The 18452-nt window shown below is 47.1% G+C and carries 14 protein-coding genes; 6 read left to right on the top strand and 8 right to left on the bottom strand.

Features of this window, described 5'->3' with window-relative positions; genetic code table 11:
- Window positions 1–25 precede the first annotated feature (25 nt).
- Entirely contained in the window at window positions 26–1417 is a 1392-nt protein-coding gene (hemN, locus tag A9237_RS07655; protein WP_078607982.1) for an oxygen-independent coproporphyrinogen III oxidase, read from the top strand.
- A 68-nt stretch (window positions 1418–1485) separates the two neighbouring features.
- Here the strand turns inward: hemN and add are convergent, their stop codons facing one another.
- The 6 genes from add to glnA form a co-directional block, all read right to left on the bottom strand.
- The gene (gene add / locus A9237_RS07650; protein WP_039841133.1) at window positions 1486–2490 is read right to left on the bottom strand and encodes an adenosine deaminase; all 1005 of its coding nucleotides are present in this window, start codon (window positions 2488–2490) and stop codon (window positions 1486–1488) included.
- A 151-nt stretch (window positions 2491–2641) separates the two neighbouring features.
- A complete protein-coding gene (gepA, locus tag A9237_RS07645) occupies window positions 2642–5188 on the bottom strand; it encodes a phosphodiesterase GepA (protein WP_078607981.1) in 2547 nt (848 codons plus the stop codon).
- 112 nt (window positions 5189–5300) lie between these two features.
- Window positions 5301–6704 carry a nitrogen regulation protein NR(I) gene (gene glnG, locus A9237_RS07640; protein ID WP_009707980.1) on the bottom strand — a complete coding sequence of 468 codons (1404 nt, stop codon included), beginning with the start codon at window positions 6702–6704 and terminating at the stop codon, window positions 5301–5303.
- A gap of 60 nt (window positions 6705–6764) precedes the next feature.
- Window positions 6765–7775 carry a nitrogen regulation protein NR(II) gene (gene glnL / locus A9237_RS07635; protein WP_020195449.1) on the bottom strand — a complete coding sequence of 337 codons (1011 nt, stop codon included), beginning with the start codon at window positions 7773–7775 and terminating at the stop codon, window positions 6765–6767.
- A 166-nt stretch (window positions 7776–7941) separates the two neighbouring features.
- Window positions 7942–8523, bottom strand: a complete 582-nt coding sequence (locus A9237_RS07630) for a DUF4124 domain-containing protein (RefSeq protein ID WP_078607980.1) — start codon at window positions 8521–8523, stop codon at window positions 7942–7944.
- A 196-nt stretch (window positions 8524–8719) separates the two neighbouring features.
- A complete protein-coding gene (gene glnA / locus A9237_RS07625) occupies window positions 8720–10129 on the bottom strand; it encodes a glutamate--ammonia ligase (RefSeq protein ID WP_005434524.1) in 1410 nt (469 codons plus the stop codon).
- Between the two features lie 529 nt (window positions 10130–10658).
- Here glnA and typA point away from each other — a divergent pair.
- Window positions 10659–12488, top strand: a complete 1830-nt coding sequence (gene typA, locus A9237_RS07615) for a translational GTPase TypA (RefSeq protein WP_005434522.1) — start codon at window positions 10659–10661, stop codon at window positions 12486–12488.
- A 74-nt stretch (window positions 12489–12562) separates the two neighbouring features.
- Window positions 12563–13117 carry an AAA family ATPase gene (locus tag A9237_RS07610; protein ID WP_078607979.1) on the top strand — a complete coding sequence of 185 codons (555 nt, stop codon included), beginning with the start codon at window positions 12563–12565 and terminating at the stop codon, window positions 13115–13117.
- A gap of 89 nt (window positions 13118–13206) precedes the next feature.
- Here A9237_RS07610 and A9237_RS07605 read toward each other — a convergent pair whose 3' ends face one another.
- A complete protein-coding gene (locus A9237_RS07605; protein ID WP_078607978.1) occupies window positions 13207–13848 on the bottom strand; it encodes a DUF2959 domain-containing protein in 642 nt (213 codons plus the stop codon).
- A 35-nt stretch (window positions 13849–13883) separates the two neighbouring features.
- Here A9237_RS07605 and A9237_RS07600 point away from each other — a divergent pair, with 35 nt between their 5' ends.
- The 3 genes from A9237_RS07600 to A9237_RS07590 all read left to right on the top strand — a co-directional run bounded on the left by A9237_RS07600 (window position 13884) and on the right by A9237_RS07590 (window position 16260).
- Entirely contained in the window at window positions 13884–14828 is a 945-nt protein-coding gene (locus A9237_RS07600; RefSeq protein ID WP_005434515.1) for a virulence factor BrkB family protein, read from the top strand.
- Window positions 14800–15234, top strand: a complete 435-nt coding sequence (gene dtd / locus A9237_RS07595; protein WP_078607977.1) for a D-aminoacyl-tRNA deacylase — start codon at window positions 14800–14802, stop codon at window positions 15232–15234. The genes A9237_RS07600 and dtd overlap by 29 nt, the downstream gene beginning before the upstream one ends.
- Window positions 15235–15342: 108 nt before the next feature.
- Window positions 15343–16260: a bifunctional GNAT family N-acetyltransferase/hotdog fold thioesterase gene (locus tag A9237_RS07590; RefSeq protein ID WP_005448516.1), complete on the top strand. Its 918-nt coding sequence runs from the start codon at window positions 15343–15345 to the stop codon at window positions 16258–16260.
- On the opposite strand, the gene A9237_RS07585 is transcribed toward A9237_RS07590, so the two are convergent.
- Entirely contained in the window at window positions 16246–18429 is a 2184-nt protein-coding gene (locus A9237_RS07585) for an AsmA family protein (RefSeq protein WP_078607976.1), read from the bottom strand. The genes A9237_RS07590 and A9237_RS07585 overlap by 15 nt on opposite strands.
- Window positions 18430–18452: the final 23 nt, after the last annotated feature.

Genomic DNA, 18452 nt, shown 5'->3' with positions numbered 1-18452 from the left:
CTAGCATTTAACGGAAAGTACCACCATGTCGAATCAACATACTGAATCGAAACAGCAAATCGTCTGGGATCAAGCGGTGTTGGATAAGTACAACTACTCTGGTCCGCGCTACACGTCGTACCCGACTGCGCTGGAATTTCATGAAGCGTTTACCATCTCGGACTACGATATGGCATGCACTCAGTACCCAGAACGCCCGCTATCTCTGTACGTTCACATTCCGTTCTGTCATAAGCTTTGCTACTACTGTGGCTGTAATAAAGTCATTACTCGCCATTCGCACAAAGCAGACGAATACCTAGATGTGCTTGAGCACGAGATTCGCCAACGCGCTTCGTTATTGGGTGAGCGCACTGTGACTCAATTGCATTTTGGTGGTGGTACACCAACTTTCCTATCTGAAAAACAAATCACACGTGTGATGGACTTGCTACGCCAAGAGTTCACCTTTAGTGCGGATGCGGAAATCAGTATTGAAGTTGACCCTCGTGAAATTGAGCTAACTATGCTGGATCACCTTCGTGGTGAAGGCTTCAACCGTCTGAGCATTGGTGTGCAGGACTTCAACAAAGAAGTTCAGCAGCTTGTGAACCGTGAGCAAGATGAAGAATTTATCTTTGCCATGGTCGCACGTGCGAAAGAGCTTGGCTTCCGCTCGACTAACCTTGATTTGATTTACGGCTTACCGAAACAAACTAAGGCGTCTTTTGCGAAAACATTAGAGCAAGTGCTAGAAATGCAACCGGGTCGTTTGTCTGTGTTTAACTACGCACACATGCCGCAATTGTTCGCTGCGCAGCGTAAGATTAAAGACGACGATTTGCCAAAAGCGGAAGAGAAGATGGCTATTCTGCAAGACACCATCGCAACGCTAACAGGCGCTGGTTACCAGTTCATCGGCATGGACCACTTTGCAATGCCGGATGATGAGCTTGCTGTGGCTCAGCGTGAAGGTATTTTGCATCGCAATTTCCAAGGCTACACGACGCAAGGTGAATGTGACTTGGTCGGCTTTGGTGTTTCTGCAATTTCAATGATTGGTGATGCGTACGCGCAAAACCAAAAAGAGTTGAAGAAATACTACGCACAAGTGAATGAATCTCGCCATGCATTGTGGAAAGGCGTATCACTGGATGCGGATGACCTATTGCGCCGTGAAGTGATCAAACAGCTTATCTGTAACTTTAAGTTGGACAAGAAGGCCATTGAGTCTGAGTTCGGCGTGAAGTTCGATCAATACTTCAAAGAAGATTTAGGTCTACTGCAAACCTTTATCAATGATCAATTGGTAGAAGTGGATGACAGCGAAATTCGCGTTACCCTGCGTGGCCGCCTTCTGATTCGCAACATCTGCATGTGCTTCGATAAGTACCTACGAGCGAAAGCGCGTCAGCAGCAGTTTTCTCGCGTTATCTAACCTCTAAGCAGATTTCGAATACAAAAAATGCCAGCAGATGCTGGCATTTTTTATGTCTTTCGCGGCAATTAAACGCGATCTTTCACTTTTTCTTTCAGCTCAGTTTTCTCTGCGTCTGATAGGAAAGCGATATCTAGGCCGTTGATTTGCGCTTGGCGAATCTGTTCTTGAGTTAGACCTGCTGCTGGAGCCGCCACTTCGTATTCGTAAGGCAGTTCAATACCTTCCACAGCTGGATCGTCTGTGTTCAGACACGCAAGTACACCGTGATCTAGGAACTGTTTCAGTGGGTGGTTTGCTAATGACTCAACCGTGCTGGTTTGGAAGTTAGACGTCAGGCACGATTCAATACCAATGCGATTTTCTGCAAGGTAATCCATCAGTTTAGGGTCGTGAATTGCTTTCACGCCGTGACCGATACGCGTAGCACCAAGTTCTTGGATTGCTTGCCACATGCTTTCTGCACCCGCCGCTTCACCAGCGTGGACAGTCACATTCAGACCTGCGTCGCGCACTTGCTTGAAGTGAGAAACAAAACGATCACCCGGTTGGCCAAGCTCATCACCAGCTAGGTCAACAGCGACCATGTGGTCTTTTTGGCTAAGGATTGCATCCAGCTCTTGCTGACAAGCATCAGTACCGAAAGTACGGCTCATGATACCGATTAGGTTTGCCTTGATGCCAAAATCGCGCATACCCGCTTGCACGCCATCAACCACGGCTTCCACAACGCCTGCCACTGGCAGTTTATGTTTCATTGCCATGTAGTAAGGAGAGAAGCGAAGTTCGGCGTAGTCGATTTGCGCGTTCAGTGCGTCTTCTACGTTTTCGTAAGCAACGCGGCGACATGCGTCTAGATCGCCCAGTACCGCCACACCCCAATCAAGCTTAGAAAGGAAGGCTACAAGAGATGGCTCAGCTTCAACAATTTGAACGTGTGGTGTTAGCGATTCGATATCGTAAGCAGGCAGAGCAATACCAAATTGCTGACCAAGCTCAAGAATAGTCTTAGTACGAATGTTACCGTCAAGGTGACGGTGCAAATCAGTTAGGGGAAGATTCTTAGTTATCATTATGTCGATCCGGGTTGTTTGTTGTGAACAGGAACTCAGCCCAAACATTATCAATGACAATACATGGGGAAGATTTGCAGTTAAGTATAAATAACAGTTAGGTAGATTGTCAGTAGAGGATGACTAGGAATTCAACGATTTCCGTTGTTTTCTACTTCATGTTAACCAAATGTGTTGGCCATTCTTCCATCGGCATAGGGCGGCTGTAATAGAAGCCTTGCACTTGATTACATCCAAGCGAGCTGAGCAATTGTGCTTGCGCAGCGGTTTCTACCCCTTCTGCCACAACATTGGTTTTCATGCCCTTGGTGATGTTGATGATCGCCGCAACCACAGAGCTGTCGAGGTTCTCTTTGGTAAGGCGATTAATGAAGGTGCGATCTATTTTCAAGCAGGTAAACGGCAACGCATGTAAGTAAGCTAATGACGAGTAACCTGTACCGAAGTCATCAATCGCAATACCCAGTCCCATCTCTCTCAGCTTGAGTAAGTTATCCAATGTCGTTGGTGCGCTGTCAATAATACGCGACTCGGTGATCTCTAACGTCACGTTATTTGCTGCAAGGCCAGTTGTGTGCAGAACTTTCGCAACGGACTCAACGAAGTTAGGGCTCGACAACTGATGAACCGACACATTGACGTGCAGTTGGAAGTCATGCGGCCATTGTTTGTTGTCGATGGCTTTTCGAGTGTCACTACAAGCTTGGAAAAGGATTTGCTGACCAATGGTTTTGATCATGCCGCTTTCTTCTGCGATAGGGATGAAGTCGAGTGGTGAAATCATGCCAGATTCACTGTGCCAGCGAGCCAATGCCTCCGCACCACAAATGTTGCCCGTTGCGAGGTCAATGATCGGCTGATAAAAAGGTACAAACTCTCGGTTATCAATACCCGTCTGGATCTTTGCCAACATCTGAGTTCTGAACTTAGAAGCACTCGCCATCTCTGGGCTGTAATGGCAAACGCTGGTGCGGGAATCTTGTTTGGCATAGCTGAGCGCAATACTGGCGTTACGCAGCCATAGCGACATGGTTTGCTCTGGTTGTGTGCGAACGACACCAACAGAAATCTTGATGACCACAGTTTCACCATCAAGCATGAATGGCGCTGCCAGCAGCTGTTGTAGGCGTCGCTCGGTCAAGCGGATGTCTTCATCTGAGTGTGTCGTTGGCATGAATACCGCAAATTCATCACCACCAATTCGAGCGAGTGTCGCTTCGTCATGAAGTTGCTGTTTGAGTCTCTCTGCAATATGAATCAGCAGCTGATCGCCATTGTGATGGCCGATACTGTCGTTGATATCCCTAAATTTGTTGATCCCAATAAGATACAAGCTACCTTGGCCCGAATGAGTCAACGTTTCGCTCACTTCTATCAAACCTTGGCGACTGTATAAGCGGGTAAGAGAATCAAATTCAAGCTGTTCACGTAGTGCTTTAAATGAGGCTTTTAGATTTCCCTTCATTTCATTAAAGGCTTGTACCAGAACGGTGGTTTCGTACACGTAGCCCGGCTTAGGCATGGTGCTATCCCAATCCCCTTTGGCTAAATGCTGTGCGGCCGTTGCGGTGGCATTGATAGGGCGAGTAACCCGATTGAATATCAGCATGCTAATAACGATGCCAAATAAACTGACTAAAAAGCCGACTATCCAACTCTTTTGTTGGCTTTTCGGAAGCGTACCGAGTAGCTCTGTTTCTGAGATTGAAGTGCCAATAAACCAAGTTAAGCCATTGGCATCGTAGTACGGTGTGATACGGCTAAAGGTACGTTGGCCATTAAAATCGAATTCGAATGTGTAGGGTTGGTCGCTGTAAGTGAGTGATTGTCCACTTACACGTGCAGCGCTCATTTGAATAATTGGGTCGATGCTTTCTTCTGCTAGCAGGCGCTGCCCTTTGTCTGAAAACTTTGTTCCCCATGAAATCACGCTGCCTTGCCCCGAATGAGCGACTAAGCGATGTGCTTGGTCCATGATATAAACAGAGGCGTTGGTCTCTTGTTTGAGCTCTTGTAGGAACTGATTGAAGGTATTAATGCGCACATCGGTTACTAACACACCAGCAAATTTACCCTGCTCAAATACCGGAGTCATGGCAGATAGCGTAATGTCTTGGCGCTCGTCTGCATTGGCGTAAATCGGTGACCAATGTGGCTTTTTATCTTGCGCGACAGGCTGATACCAAGGGCGAGTGCGAGGGTCATACGACGCAATAACCGTGCGAATATCGTCACTGATTTCTTCACTGCCGTAAATCACTAAGTTGCCATCGGTTCGGTGGTCTTGCACCATGAGGGTATAGGCGTCAGCTGACTCACGTCGAAAGCCGGTAAAGTCACCCGTTTCTGAGCCAAAGGCAATCACATCCAGTTGTGGCATCGAGTGGTACAAGTCTTTGAAGGCACTAAGCAGATAAGCTTGAACGTCTTTGGTGTCGTTTGGGTGGTAAAGGTTGTGATAACTGACGTTGTGCCCTAGAGCGTTAACGGCAGTGAAAGGCTTGCGCAGGTAGTCATTGAGGTGGTCGTGAACACTCTCCGTGAGGACAGAAAGCTGTTTGTCACTGATGTCGGTGACGACTTCTTCGTAGCTCTGTTTTTGGACGTAGACAATCACACCGATAGCCAGCAAAAAAATCATCACAAATGGGATGAGAACAGCAGTGCGTAGTGTAATTTGAGTCGTCGCGTTTGACATTGCCTAGTCACATAAGGGGTGTCGTACCATAATTGTACTGACACTTAGGTTATCAAGCGAGCGAAAAAGTGTGCGCTTGATAACCATTTGTCAAACTCGTAACCGTTCGAGATCAGTACAATTCTTTTAATTTCCGAGTTAGGGTATTGCGTCCCCATCCAAGTACTTTAGCGGCATCTTGCTTGTGACCTTTAGTGTGTTCTAACGCCGCTTCCAATAAAATGCGTTCAAATTCTGGCAAAGCGTAGGAGAGCAGTTCTTTATCCCCAGCTTCTAGCGCATGGCGTGCCCAATCCGCTAATTGTTCTTGCCAACTGCCGCTGGTGGCTTCGGTGACGATTTTCTTCTCTTCCAGCAGCTCTGCAGGCAAGTCACTTGGCAAGACTTCGCTACCGCTTGCCATCACAGTCAGCCAACGACAGATGTTTTCTAACTGACGTACGTTACCCGGCCAATCGAGACGGTTAAGAATTTCGACCGAAGAAGGGTGCAGTGTTTTGGTTTCGACACCGAGCTCATCAGCTGCACGAACCAAGAAGTGCTGTGTCAGCTTTTCGATGTCTTGCTTACGTTCTCTCAGTGCTGGGATCTGTACACGAATGACGTTTAAACGGTGGAATAAATCCTCACGGAAATCGCCTTCGTGAACCAGCTTTTCTAGGTTTTGGTGGGTTGCCGCCACGATGCGAACATCCACGCGAATTGGAGAGTGGCCACCGACTCGATAGAACTGACCGTCCGCCAAAACACGCAATAAACGCGTTTGGATATCCAGCGGCATGTCACCGATTTCATCCAAAAACAGGGTACCGCCATTAGCTTGCTCAAAACGACCTTGGCGAACGCTATTTGCACCAGTAAATGCGCCTTTCTCGTGACCAAACAACTCCGATTCAATTAAGTCTTTTGGGATCGCGGCCATATTGAGGGCAATAAAAGGTTTGTTGGCGCGCGGGCTGTGGCGGTGTAGGGCGTGAGCAACCAGTTCTTTACCAGTACCGGATTCACCATTGATCAGAACGGAAATCGAAGAACGCGATAAACGACCGATGGCACGAAACACTTCCTGCATCGCAGGAGCTTCACCAATAATTTCAGGCGTGTCGGTTGGGATATCATCAGGCAGAAGTTGCTCGCGTTTGTTCTCTTGGCTATGGGCTATCGCACGTTCTACTAGCGTTAGAGTTTCATCAATATCAAATGGCTTTGGTAGGTATTCGAAAGCGCCTTTTTGATAAGCGTTCACCGCCGCATCCAAATCGGAGTGCGCCGTCATGATGATTACGGGCAGGTCGGGGTAATCACGCTGAACCTGCTTTAGTAGCTCCAAGCCATCGATACCCGGCATGCGAATGTCTGAGACCAAAACGTCTGGTACTTCACGCTCTAGCGCCATTAACACGCTTTCTCCGTCCGCATAGGTTTCGCATTTTATGTTGGCAGAGGAGAGGGTTTTCTCCATTACCCAACGAATCGAACTGTCGTCATCGACGACCCAAACATATCCTTTACTCATGTAATAAATCCTTGCAGCAAAAGCCTAAAAACTGACGAATCGAAAAGCCATTTAATCAAGTCAGATTGGCAAATAAATTGTAAAAGTGGTGTGACCTGGCCAACTCTCGACATCAATCTTGCCGTTGTGCTGGTCGATCAAATTTTGTGAAATAGACAAGCCAAGTCCTGTTCCGCCCTCACGGCCACTGACCATCGGGTAGAAAAGCGTGTCTTGTAGTTCTGGCGGGATACCCGGACCGTTGTCGGTGATCTCTACACGCGCCGCGAGTTTGCAACGCTGACCATGAATATTGGCTTGATGCACCGTTCTGGTGCGTATGGTTATTTTGCCATGCTCTTGGTGAGAGAGGATTTGCGCCGCATTGCTTACAATGTTGAGCATCGCCTGTTCGATTTGGTCAGCGTCCATTAAAATCTCTGGCAAGCTCGGATCGTAATCACGCTCAATCACAACCGAATGCTGAGATTCTAACTCAACCAATTGACGCACTTTTTCAAGCACTTGGTGTAGGTTCTCTTGGGTCTTTTTGCCCGGTTTTTGAGGCCCTAGCAAGCGATCGACTAATGCTCTCAAGCGGTCGGCTTGTTCAATAATGATGTGGGTGTATTCCGTCAAAGAAGGATCGGGCAGCATTTTCTCCAGTAACTGTGCTGCGCCGCGTAAACCGCCAAGTGGGTTTTTGATTTCATGCGCTAAACCACGCACCAAAAGCTTCGCCGCCTGCTGTTGGGCATGTTGGTTAAGCTCTTGAGTGAGTCGGCGTTGTTGGTCAATCTTACGCATCTCAACCAACAGCATTAACTGCTTCTGCCATGTGATCGGACTGACAGTCACTTCTAGCATCAAAGGGCGGCCATCAACCACAAAAGTCACGTCACTGTCCGTGATGCTTTGTCCGCTCTGCAATGGCTGAGTGAGGAGCGCAAGATCTAATGATGCATGCTGAATCAGCTGAGACAACGACTGCTCGACAATGCGCTTAGCACTTTGCGAGAACAAGAGTTCAGCCGCTGGGTTGGCGTAGCGGACGGCTAATCCATCATCGAGAATCAGCGTCGCTGTCACCATGTTATTGAGAATGGCACTGGAGAGACTAGTATCCACATTACGTCCTTGTTTGCGTTGTATTTGTGCGCTGCACTATATTGGTGCAATAGAACGTAAGTATGGCGAATAAACCTCAGAAGAAAAAGTGAAAAGCGCCATCAGAGTGCGGTTTTTTTCACTTAATATTCTACTTTGCCCCTTTAATGGTCGGCTTGATACTCGCTCTATGTAAATGCACCGTTATAGGGCTAGTAGATGCAATAAGCTTGCCGCTTCTTTTGGCTTGTACCGCAAGGGTGTGAGTTCCACGGTCGATGTTATTCAATTGCCATGTTAATCGGCTTTGTGGCGCACCGTATGGCTTGCCATCAAGGAAGAGTTGCAGTTGTTCACCAATGCCTAGCTTGCGGTTGGCTTCGAGTTGGATATTGATGGAGCCAGGGTTGCTACGAATGGTTTCATCGTGCTTTGGTGTCAGCATGGATAAGGAGAGCGGAAGAGGCTTGTCTGCTTTTGGTTTCTCATCGGTTTGAGGTTCTGATGTGTTTTTAGCTTGAGGAGCGAGAGACTCGGTACTCTCCACTCTTGGCGCTGGGGCACTGGATTCAAGGTTAGGTAGAGAGATGGCTTTCGCACCTTGACTTGGGGTGTCGCTAAAGTGCACCACGCCGTCTTTATCCACCCAAGTATAGGCAACTTGTGATGAGACAGTGGACGCCATTAAAAGGCCACTTAAGGCGCATAGCGATGGTAAAAGCTGAACTTTCATTGCTCACCTTCTTTTGATAGATGATTTCACGTTTGAGTGCTTAGCTCCTTGACCAATAAGGAAAAAGAGTTTGAGCGTATTTTAATTATCCCTCCATGTTAAACGCCCATATAGGGCGAGCGAATACAAAAAAGGCCCGCCTGCGAGGCGAGCCTAATATTTTGTTTCTGTGTTTACATTTTACACAGTTGAGACCTTATACAGAGTAGTAAAGTTCGAACTCTAGTGGGTGAGTTGTCATGTTTACTTTCTCTACGTCTTGAGCTTTAAGACCGATGTAAGAATCGATGAAGTCGTCAGAGAATACGCCGCCTGCTGTTAGGAACTCACGGTCAGCATCTAGTTCATCTAGTGCGTCTTTCAGTGAGTATGCAACTGTTGGGATTTCTGCTGCTTCTTCAGCTGGTAGGTCGTAAAGGTCTTTATCCATCGCTTCGCCTGGGTGGATCTTGTTCTTAATACCGTCAAGACCAGCCATTAGCATTGCTGCGAAACATAGGTATGGGTTAGCCGCTGGGTCACCGAAACGAACTTCGATACGACGCGCTTTAGGGCTTGGTACCACTGGAATACGGATAGAAGCAGAACGGTTACGAGCGGAGTAAGCTAGCATTACTGGTGCTTCGAAGCCTGGTACAAGACGCTTGTACGAGTTAGTTGCTGGGTTAGCAAATGCGTTGATTGCGCGAGCGTGCTTGATGATACCGCCGATGTAGTAAAGTGCAGTTTCAGATAGGCCGCCGTACTTGTCACCAGCAAATAGGTTTACACCGTCTTTTGCTAGAGATTGGTGAACGTGCATACCGCTACCGTTGTCACCAACTAGTGGCTTAGGCATGAATGTCGCAGTCTTACCAAACGCGTGAGCAACGTTGTGTACAACGTACTTGTAGATTTGGATTTCGTCAGCTTTCGTTGTTAGCGTGTTGAAGCGAGTTGCGATTTCGTTTTGACCCGCAGTTGCTACTTCGTGGTGGTGCGCTTCAACAACTAGGCCCATCTCTTCCATTACTAGACACATAGCAGAACGGATGTCTTGAGATGAATCTACAGGAGCTACTGGGAAGTAACCACCTTTAACGCCTGGACGGTGACCTTTGTTACCTTCTTCGTAATCAGAACCTGTGTTCCACGCTGCTTCTACGTCGTCAATCTTAAAGAAAGAACCAGACATGTCAGTCGCGAACTTAACGTCGTCAAATAGGAAGAACTCTGGCTCAGGACCGATAAGTACAGTGTCTGCAATGCCAGTAGAACGCATGAAGTCTTCAGCGCGTTTAGCGATAGAGCGAGGGTCACGGTCGTAGCCTTGCATTGTTGCAGGCTCAAGGATGTCACAACGGATGTTTAGCGTTGCATCTTCAGTGAATGGGTCAAGCACTGCAGAAGATGCGTCTGGCATCATAACCATGTCTGATTCGTTAATGCCTTTCCAGCCAGCAACTGATGAACCATCGAACATTTTACCTTCTTCGAAGAAGTCTGCGTCGATTTGGTGAGCAGGGATAGAGATGTGCTGCTCTTTACCTTTTGTATCAGTGAAGCGTAGGTCAACAAACTTAACTTCGTTTTCTTGGATCAGTGATAAAACGTTTTCTACTGACATCTTGGATAACCTCCAGTGTTAATAAAGCGGTAAGCTCGATTTATGAAAATTTGATTAAATCCAGCATTGATTAATCTGTTTGACATTTTATTAATCGATGCTGGTTTCTCTAAAGCCAAAACCGTGCCAAAAAAATTATTCCATTAATTTCAAGGAATTAAGTTTTTAGATGCTAGTTTGGTGCAAACGTTTGCACCAAAATGATCTCTGAATGCACCATATTGGTGCTAATTTAAATTATTGCACCACAATGTGACAATCACGTTGCTTATCTAGCCCAGATTTTGAGCAAGAGTCAATTTGTAATAAGCAACGATTGGAATAAAATTGCGTTGAATCAATTCGAGTAACGGAAGAAAGTGGGCGCTAAGCGTAAAATTGATAGAAAAGCTAAGGAGTAGATCACATATTTCTAGGCTTTTTGCTAAAATCTGGTACATTATGGCCGTTTTTTTAATCAGCAAATGTCGCCAGAGAGCACCCGTTCTCGGCATGGGGGCATTTCATCTATCTAAGTGAATCAATATCCATGGCTACTCCACAGATTGATAAATTAAGAAATATCGCGATTATCGCGCACGTTGACCACGGTAAAACAACGTTGGTTGACAAGCTGCTACAACAATCAGGCACGCTAGAGTCTCGCGGTGAAGCTGAAGAGCGAGTCATGGACTCGAACGACATTGAGAAAGAGCGTGGCATTACCATTCTTGCTAAAAACACAGCAATTAACTGGAATGACTACCGCATCAACATCGTAGATACTCCGGGACACGCGGACTTCGGTGGTGAAGTAGAACGTATCATGTCGATGGTAGATTCAGTACTACTTATCGTTGACGCAGTTGACGGCCCAATGCCGCAAACGCGTTTCGTAACTCAAAAAGCATTCGCTCACGGTCTTAAGCCAATCGTTGTAATCAACAAGATTGACCGTCCTGGTGCTCGTCCTGATTGGGTTATGGACCAAGTATTCGACCTATTCGACAACCTAGGTGCAACTGACGAACAGCTAGACTTTAAAGTAGTTTACGCTTCAGCACTTAACGGTTGGGCTGCGCTAGAAGAAGGCGAAACTGGCGAGAACATGGAACCACTGTTCCAAACTATCGTTGAAGAAGTGACTGCACCTCAAGTTGACCTAGATGGTCCTCTACAGATGCAAGTTTCTCAGCTAGATTACAGCTCTTACGTTGGTGTTATCGGTGTTGCTCGTGTAACTCGTGGTAGCGTTAAGCCAAACCAACAAGTAACAGTTATCGGTGCTGACGGTAAAACTCGCAACGGTAAAGTGGGCACAGTAATGGGCTACCTAGGCCTAGATCGTCACGAAGTTGAGCAAGCGAACGCGGGTGATATTGTTGCAATCACTGGCCTTGGTGAGCTAAAAATCTCTGACACTATCTGTGCACAAAACGCAGTAGAAGCACTACCTGCGCTTTCTGTTGATGAACCAACAGTAACGATGACGTTCCAAGTAAACACGTCTCCATTCGCTGGTAAAGAAGGTAAGTTCGTGACTTCACGTAACATCCTTGAGCGTCTAGAGAAAGAATTGGTACACAACGTTGCACTACGTGTTGAGCAAACAGACGATCCAGACAAATTCCGCGTATCAGGTCGTGGTGAACTTCACCTTTCTATCCTGATCGAAAACATGCGTCGTGAAGGCTTCGAGCTTGCTGTATCTCGTCCAGAAGTAATCATCAAAGAAGAAGATGGTCAGCTAATGGAACCGTTCGAGACTGTAACGATCGACGTTATGGAAGAGCACCAAGGCGGCATCATGGAGAACATCGGCCTACGTAAAGGTGAGCTGAAAGACATGTCTCCAGATGGTAAAGGCCGTGTACGTATGGACTTCGAAATGCCATCACGTGGTCTTATCGGTTTCCAAACTGAGTTCATGACACTGACTTCAGGTTCTGGTCTTCTATACCATACATTTGACCACTACGGCCCACACAAAGGCGGTAACATCGGTCAACGTGTTAACGGTGTACTAATCGCGAACGCGATGGGTAAAGCGCTAACAAACGCACTGTTTAACCTACAAGAACGTGGTCGTCTATTCATCGGTCACGGTGTTGAAGTTTACGAAGGCATGGTTATCGGTATTCACAGCCGCGACAACGACCTAACAGTAAACGCACTGAAAGGTAAGCAGCTAACTAACGTTCGTGCATCTGGTACAGATGACGCACAGGTTCTTACTCCGCCAATCAAGATGACTCTTGAGCAAGCACTAGAGTTCATCGATGATGACGAACTAGTAGAAGTAACACCTGAAAGCATCCGTATCCGTAAGAAATTCCTAACGGAAAGCGATCGTAAGCGTGCTTCACGTTCAGCAAAATAATCTGCTGTAACGGATTCTATTAAGAAAAAACCCGAGTTTCGCTCGGGTTTTTTTGTATCTAAAGGAATGAGGTTATGAAGCCAATTGTGATTACGGGTGGTCCTGGAGCGGGCAAAACCACTTTATTGAATGCGTTGGGAGAGTTGGGTTACGCCATCTTTGCTGAGGGCTCTCGCACCTTAATTGAGCAGCAAAGCCAGTTGGACAACGGTGTCTTGCCTTGGACCAACCTACCTGAGTTTGCCAACTTGTGCCTTGAGTTAATGGGGAAGCAGAAGCAAGAAGCACTGAGTCATGAGGTTGCCTTCGTTGACCGTGCTATCCCAGACATCGTGGCATACCTACAAGTTGGAGGTTGTCCTGTTGAGCAAGCCTTCTTGACTGAGAGTGCTGGGTACCAGAGTAAGGTGCTTACTTGTCGACCTGAGGCCTCTATCTATGTTCAAGACGATGTGCGTCCACATAGCTTTGAAGAAGCGCTACAAATCCATCAAACCCTAGTCGATACCTATGCGGAACTGGGCTATGAAGTCGTCGAAGTACCATGGGGAAGTGTGGAAGAACGAGTGGCGTTTGTTCGACAAGTAATGGGCTTAGTGGTCGAGGTAGAAGGTGAGGAAGGTGATTAGAGCTCGGTAGGTATTCAGCTCACCTAGCGAAGAACTGAGTTTGGTCACTAGATAGCAAAACCTCCTCACGAGGAGGAGGCTTTATCGAATTACTTTTGACTCAGCTGTTGCAAGAACTTATCTGACTCAGCAATCGCAGCATTCATCTGCTTAATCGCGTATTGAATGTCTTTCTCTAGGCTAGAAAATTCGCCTTTCAATGAACCAATCGCGCTTGCGTTCAAGTTATGCTTCAGATAAAGCGTGTTGTCACGCAGCGTGTTCAATACTGGCGTCATCTTGTCTTCTGCACGCTTCATCGCGCTAAGCATGGTTTTGTAAGATGCTTTCGTCTCACGCAGTTTTTGTTCGCTAGAGCGACGTAGTTTCGCACTGGTGTACAGGTCTAATTCGCCTTGCCATTCCTCAAACAGAGCATCCGATACATCTTCAATTGCAGCAATGCGGTCGCGCACATCTTGCGCCGCTTTTTCGCTGTCTTCGTATTTATCGTTAATGTTGTTGTAGACGCTTTCTAGTTCACCGCCGTCAAAGTTGGTTAGAGCAGAAAGGGCTTCTAGCGCGCTGGTGAACTCTTCTTGTGCGTCTTGTTGCGATTCTTTGGCGTCTTCTACGCGATCAACCATAATGTCACGTTTGTGGTAACCCACTTGTTCCATTGCTGAATAATATGCGGACTGACATCCTGTCAAAGTGAAAATTGATAGTACAATTGCTAATAAATAAGGCATTCTTATGTCCTCGACGCTAATTTATGGGATGAACTATGAACCAGTTATCAGAGAGTTACAAGGTGAGATTGAGCAAGCTCGTGCCGGGGAGCGTCGCGTTTTTCAAATATTTGCTCAAGCGTATGACGCACGATCGCGTTAACGTTAATGCAGGCTATCTAGCTTACATCACTTTGTTGTCTATTGTGCCAATGTTGACGGTACTTTTATCGATATTGTCGAAGTTTCCGGTGTTTGAGAATGTGGGTGAAACCTTGCAAGGTTACATCATTGATAACTTTGTCCCAGCTTCTGGAGATGCAGTAAGAACTGCGCTACAAGAGTTCGTCTCAAACACAGGCAAAATGACCGCCGTGGGTGGTGCTTTCTTGTTTGTCGCGGCTTTGATGCTGATTTCTAATATCGACAAAAACTTAAACTACATTTGGCGAGTGAAAGACAAACGTCGTCCTGTGTTCTCTTTCTCTATGTATTGGATGGTGTTGACGCTTGGCCCTATCTTAGTGGGTGCGAGTATTGCTGCAACATCCTATGTGACATCGCTAAAGCTGATTGAAAACGAAACCTTATCGGGCGCATATAACCTGTTTTTACGTTGGTTACCTTTACTGCTGTCCTTCTTTGCTTTCATGGGCCTGTACTTCTTAGTACCAAATAAAAAGGTTTATCTATCCCATGGCGCGGTTGGTGCTGCTATTGCTGCCGTGCTGTTTGAACTGAGTAAGAAAGGTTTTGCCTTCTACATTACTCAATTCCCGTCATATCAGCTGATTTACGGTGCGCTCGCTGCGATTCCGATCCTGTTTGTGTGGGTGTATTTGTGTTGGCTGATCGTATTGATTGGCGCGGAAGTCACTGCTGCTCTAGGCGAAAGAGAGCACTGGAGTGACGACCTAGAAATGATACACTCGACCGCTGAATTGCAATTAACAGATGAAGGAAGCGAGAGTCGTGATAGCGCTAATTCAACGAGTCAGTGAAGCCGCCGTCCGTGTAGACGGTGAAGTTGTCGGTGAAATCGACCAAGGTCTACTTGTCCTACTTGGCGTAGAGAAGGACGATGATGAAGCAAAAGCAAAACGTTTGATGGAGCGCGTAACCACTTATCGTGTGTTTGAAGACGATGAAGGCAAAATGAACCTTAACGTTAAACAAGTGAACGGTAAGGTTTTGGTGGTGTCTCAATTTACGTTACCAGCGGATACCAAAAAAGGCACTCGCGCAGGCTTTTCTCGTGGCGCGCCCCCTGCGGATGCAGAACGTCTGTATGACTACTTTTCTGACTTGTGTGAGCAAGAACTGCCAACACAACGCGGCCGCTTCGCAGCGGATATGAAAGTGTCATTAATTAATGACGGTCCAGTGACTTTTTGGCTACAGGTCTAATCTGGCAACCACAACATCATGGTCTAAGCTTTAAGCCCAAGTAAATTGAATTTGCTTGGGTATTTTCCTCTAAGGCTTTCATTTGATTTGTACTTTCAAAGGATTGATATGTTCAAACTCATAACTCCAAAAACAGAAAATCAGCTCAACAAGTACTATCAATTTCGTTGGCAGTTGCTGCGCGAACCTTGGCGTATGCCAGTAGGCTCCGAGCGTGATGAGTACGATGGCATGAGCCATCACCGCATGATTACCGACAGTCGTGGTCGTCCGATGGCGATTGGTCGTTTATACATCACTCCTGATAATGATGGTCAGATCCGCTACATGGCGGTGAAGAACAATCGTCGTAGCAAAGGTATGGGCTCATTAGTGCTGGTGGCGCTTGAGTCGTTAGCTCGTCAGGAAGGGGCGAAGCGTCTGGTATGTAATGCCCGTGAAGACGCGATTGCTTTCTATGAAAAGAATGGCTTTGAGCGTCGCGGCGAACTGACCGACGAGCGTGGCCCGGTGCGTCACCAACAAATGGTCAAACAGCTTGATCCAATGGCCGATGTATTGCGTCGCCCAGATTGGTGTACCGAGCTGCAACAGCGTTGGGAGGCACAGATCCCGATTGCAGACAAAATGGGCATCAAAATCAACCAGTACACTGGTTATCAGTTTGAATGCAGCGCGCAGCTCAACCCAAACCTGAACCCGCATAACACCATGTTTGCAGGTTCTGCGTTTACCTTAGCAACGCTAACTGGTTGGGGCATGACGTGGTTGCTGATGAAAGAACGCGGTTTGCACGGTGATATTGTGTTGGCGGATAGCTCGATTCGTTATCGCCATCCTGTTGAAGAGAACCCAGTCGCGAGCACGTCATTAGATGGCATTAGTGGTGACTTGGATAGGCTCGCTTCAGGGCGTAAAGCGCGTATCGTTATCCACGTAGTGATTTACAGTGGAGATGTGCCAGCGGTGGATTTTGTCGGTACGTACATGCTACTACCGAATTACTCTAAGTTACTCAGCTGTTAGATTCTCAGACTTTGGTATTTCTTGTGGCGCATCTTGGTTTTCAGATGCGCTTTGTTCTGCCTTGGTTTCATCGATAGCTGAGTTCTCGCTTTCTTTCGATGATTTTTCTACAAGGTCTGAGTCTTTTTGTTCTGTGATAAGTTGCTCTTCAGAGTGCGCAGCTGTGGTCGACTCTTTTTCTTCTGCCACTTCCTCACTTAACTCTTCTTCAGGTTGTTCGATGTTGATTGCGTCGATGTTTGTCACGCCGGTCGCTTCGGGAGCGCTCTGTTCTGGCTCCACCGGCTCTGTCTGCTTTGGCTTATTTAGGCACTCATTTGTTTCCACTTCGCCACTCAGTACATCACCTTTGATCATTCCACACGATTCTTTAAGTTGATAGTTCACACCGCTCAGTGGGTTGTTCGCCATATCAAACTCTCCAGATAGCTTACCTGAGATAGCTTTGCCGGAAATGGTCACGGGTTCTAGCTTCACTTCGCCGCGCTGAGCCTCTAAGCGCAATGGGCTGAAGGTGATTACCTTGAGCGAATCATCTGCTTGTGACTTCAAGGTGGTATCGCGCAGGTTAGCTTCCACTTCTCCCGACAAGCTGTAAGCAAGCATGTTTTGATCGCCTGCTAAGCCTTTTAAATCAAGACTTAAGTCTGAGAAGCCATTGACCGCAAGTGCCATTGGTAAGTATGGATGAAGTAATTGCAGTGGAATACCATCCGCATTGAGGTTAAGCGCCCAAGGTTGGCTGGTGGTGCTGAGATCGATTTGACCCAAGCCTTCGATATAGCCTTGCTCTAACGGGGCAAATAAGCGTGTCAGTTGCCAGAAGCCGTTTTCACTCTGTGTTGTAATTGCTGCGTGTGAGGTGATGACTTGGTCGTAACTCGCGTTGACGACGCTGGCATCAAGCTTGCCGCTCCAAATGCCCCACTGACCATTGCTGTGTTTTACTTCGAGCTGGTCACCTTCCAAATTCAAGCCAGAAAGCTGCCAGTAAGGTTGTTTGGATAACTGGATTACTTGGCTGCGTTCTATCTCTAACTGCTTCACATCGACTTGCTGGAGCTTCTCTGTGGCTTTTTGCCACCAGTCAGTCTTGTCATCTGGTTGGATAGCCCATTTTAAGCCGCTGATGGTCGCATTGTTGATTTTCCAATGGTCAGGTTCGAAGTCGCCAGATACCTGAACGCTACCTTGCTGCCAATCCAAGCTCAGTTCTTTCAATTTGACAGCCCCTGGCTTGAGTTGGGCGTTTAAACGAGGCTCAACCGCGGTTTGGTCTTGGAAACTGACACTGTCAGCTTGCAGAGAAATCTGCGCCGTTGTGCTCCATAATGACAGCGGGAGCGAAGCGTTTTCTACCGATAACTCAAGGTTTTGCCAATGCCAGTCTCCGTATTCGATATCCGCATTGAGCAAATCGAGGCTGTTGAGATGGTTGATATTAACGGGCAACGCTTGCCATGGTTTGGCGAGTAAGGATTGCAGTTGTAGATTGTCGATTTTCAGCTTATCAACGGTCACGTTAATCAACGACCAACCTTGTGGGTATTGTTCACCCTGACCAGAGACTTCACTGCCACGCCATTTAAACGATGCGCCATAAAGTGTGCTGTCTTGCGCTTTGTAGTCCACATCGACAAGCAGTTTATTGAAAGCTTCACCATTCCAATACAATTGTTCGGCAGAGAGCTGAACCTCACCATAAGGCATTTGCTGCGTGTCACTCGACCAAGTAGGGTCTTGGATTTGGACGTTCAAACCATTAATGCTGAATGCATCATCGGCGTAATCGATGTTCTTCAAGGCGATTTGATGGAAATAAACATTGTTGAGCTCTGGCATTGTTGGCATACCTTGCTGCAGGCTCAGTCCATCAATCAACAGGCTATCGACAATCCATATTCCATCGCGGCGAACATCAGGGTTTAGCCATAGATCGACTTGCTCGATGAAGGGTAATTGGTCTTGTTTGGTCGCTATCCCACTCAGGGTTAGGTGGTAGGGAAACTCGTATTGAACGTTTTCTGCTTGCAATGGCAAGTCGACTAGATCAGAAAACAGGTTCCATGTTTGACGAGAATAAGAGGTGGTCAGCATGCCCACAAAGACGGCTGGAATCGCGATCGCCAGTATGACGATAAGAAGTAGAATTCGACCTGCTGTTTTCATCCCTGCCAAAACCTGTCTGTAAA

Origin of the sequence: Vibrio owensii, from assembly GCF_002021755.1 — a bacterium.
In the GTDB taxonomy this organism is placed as follows: Bacteria; Pseudomonadota; Gammaproteobacteria; order Enterobacterales; family Vibrionaceae; genus Vibrio; species Vibrio owensii.
This window is presented reverse-complemented; position numbering and strand designations above follow the sequence as displayed.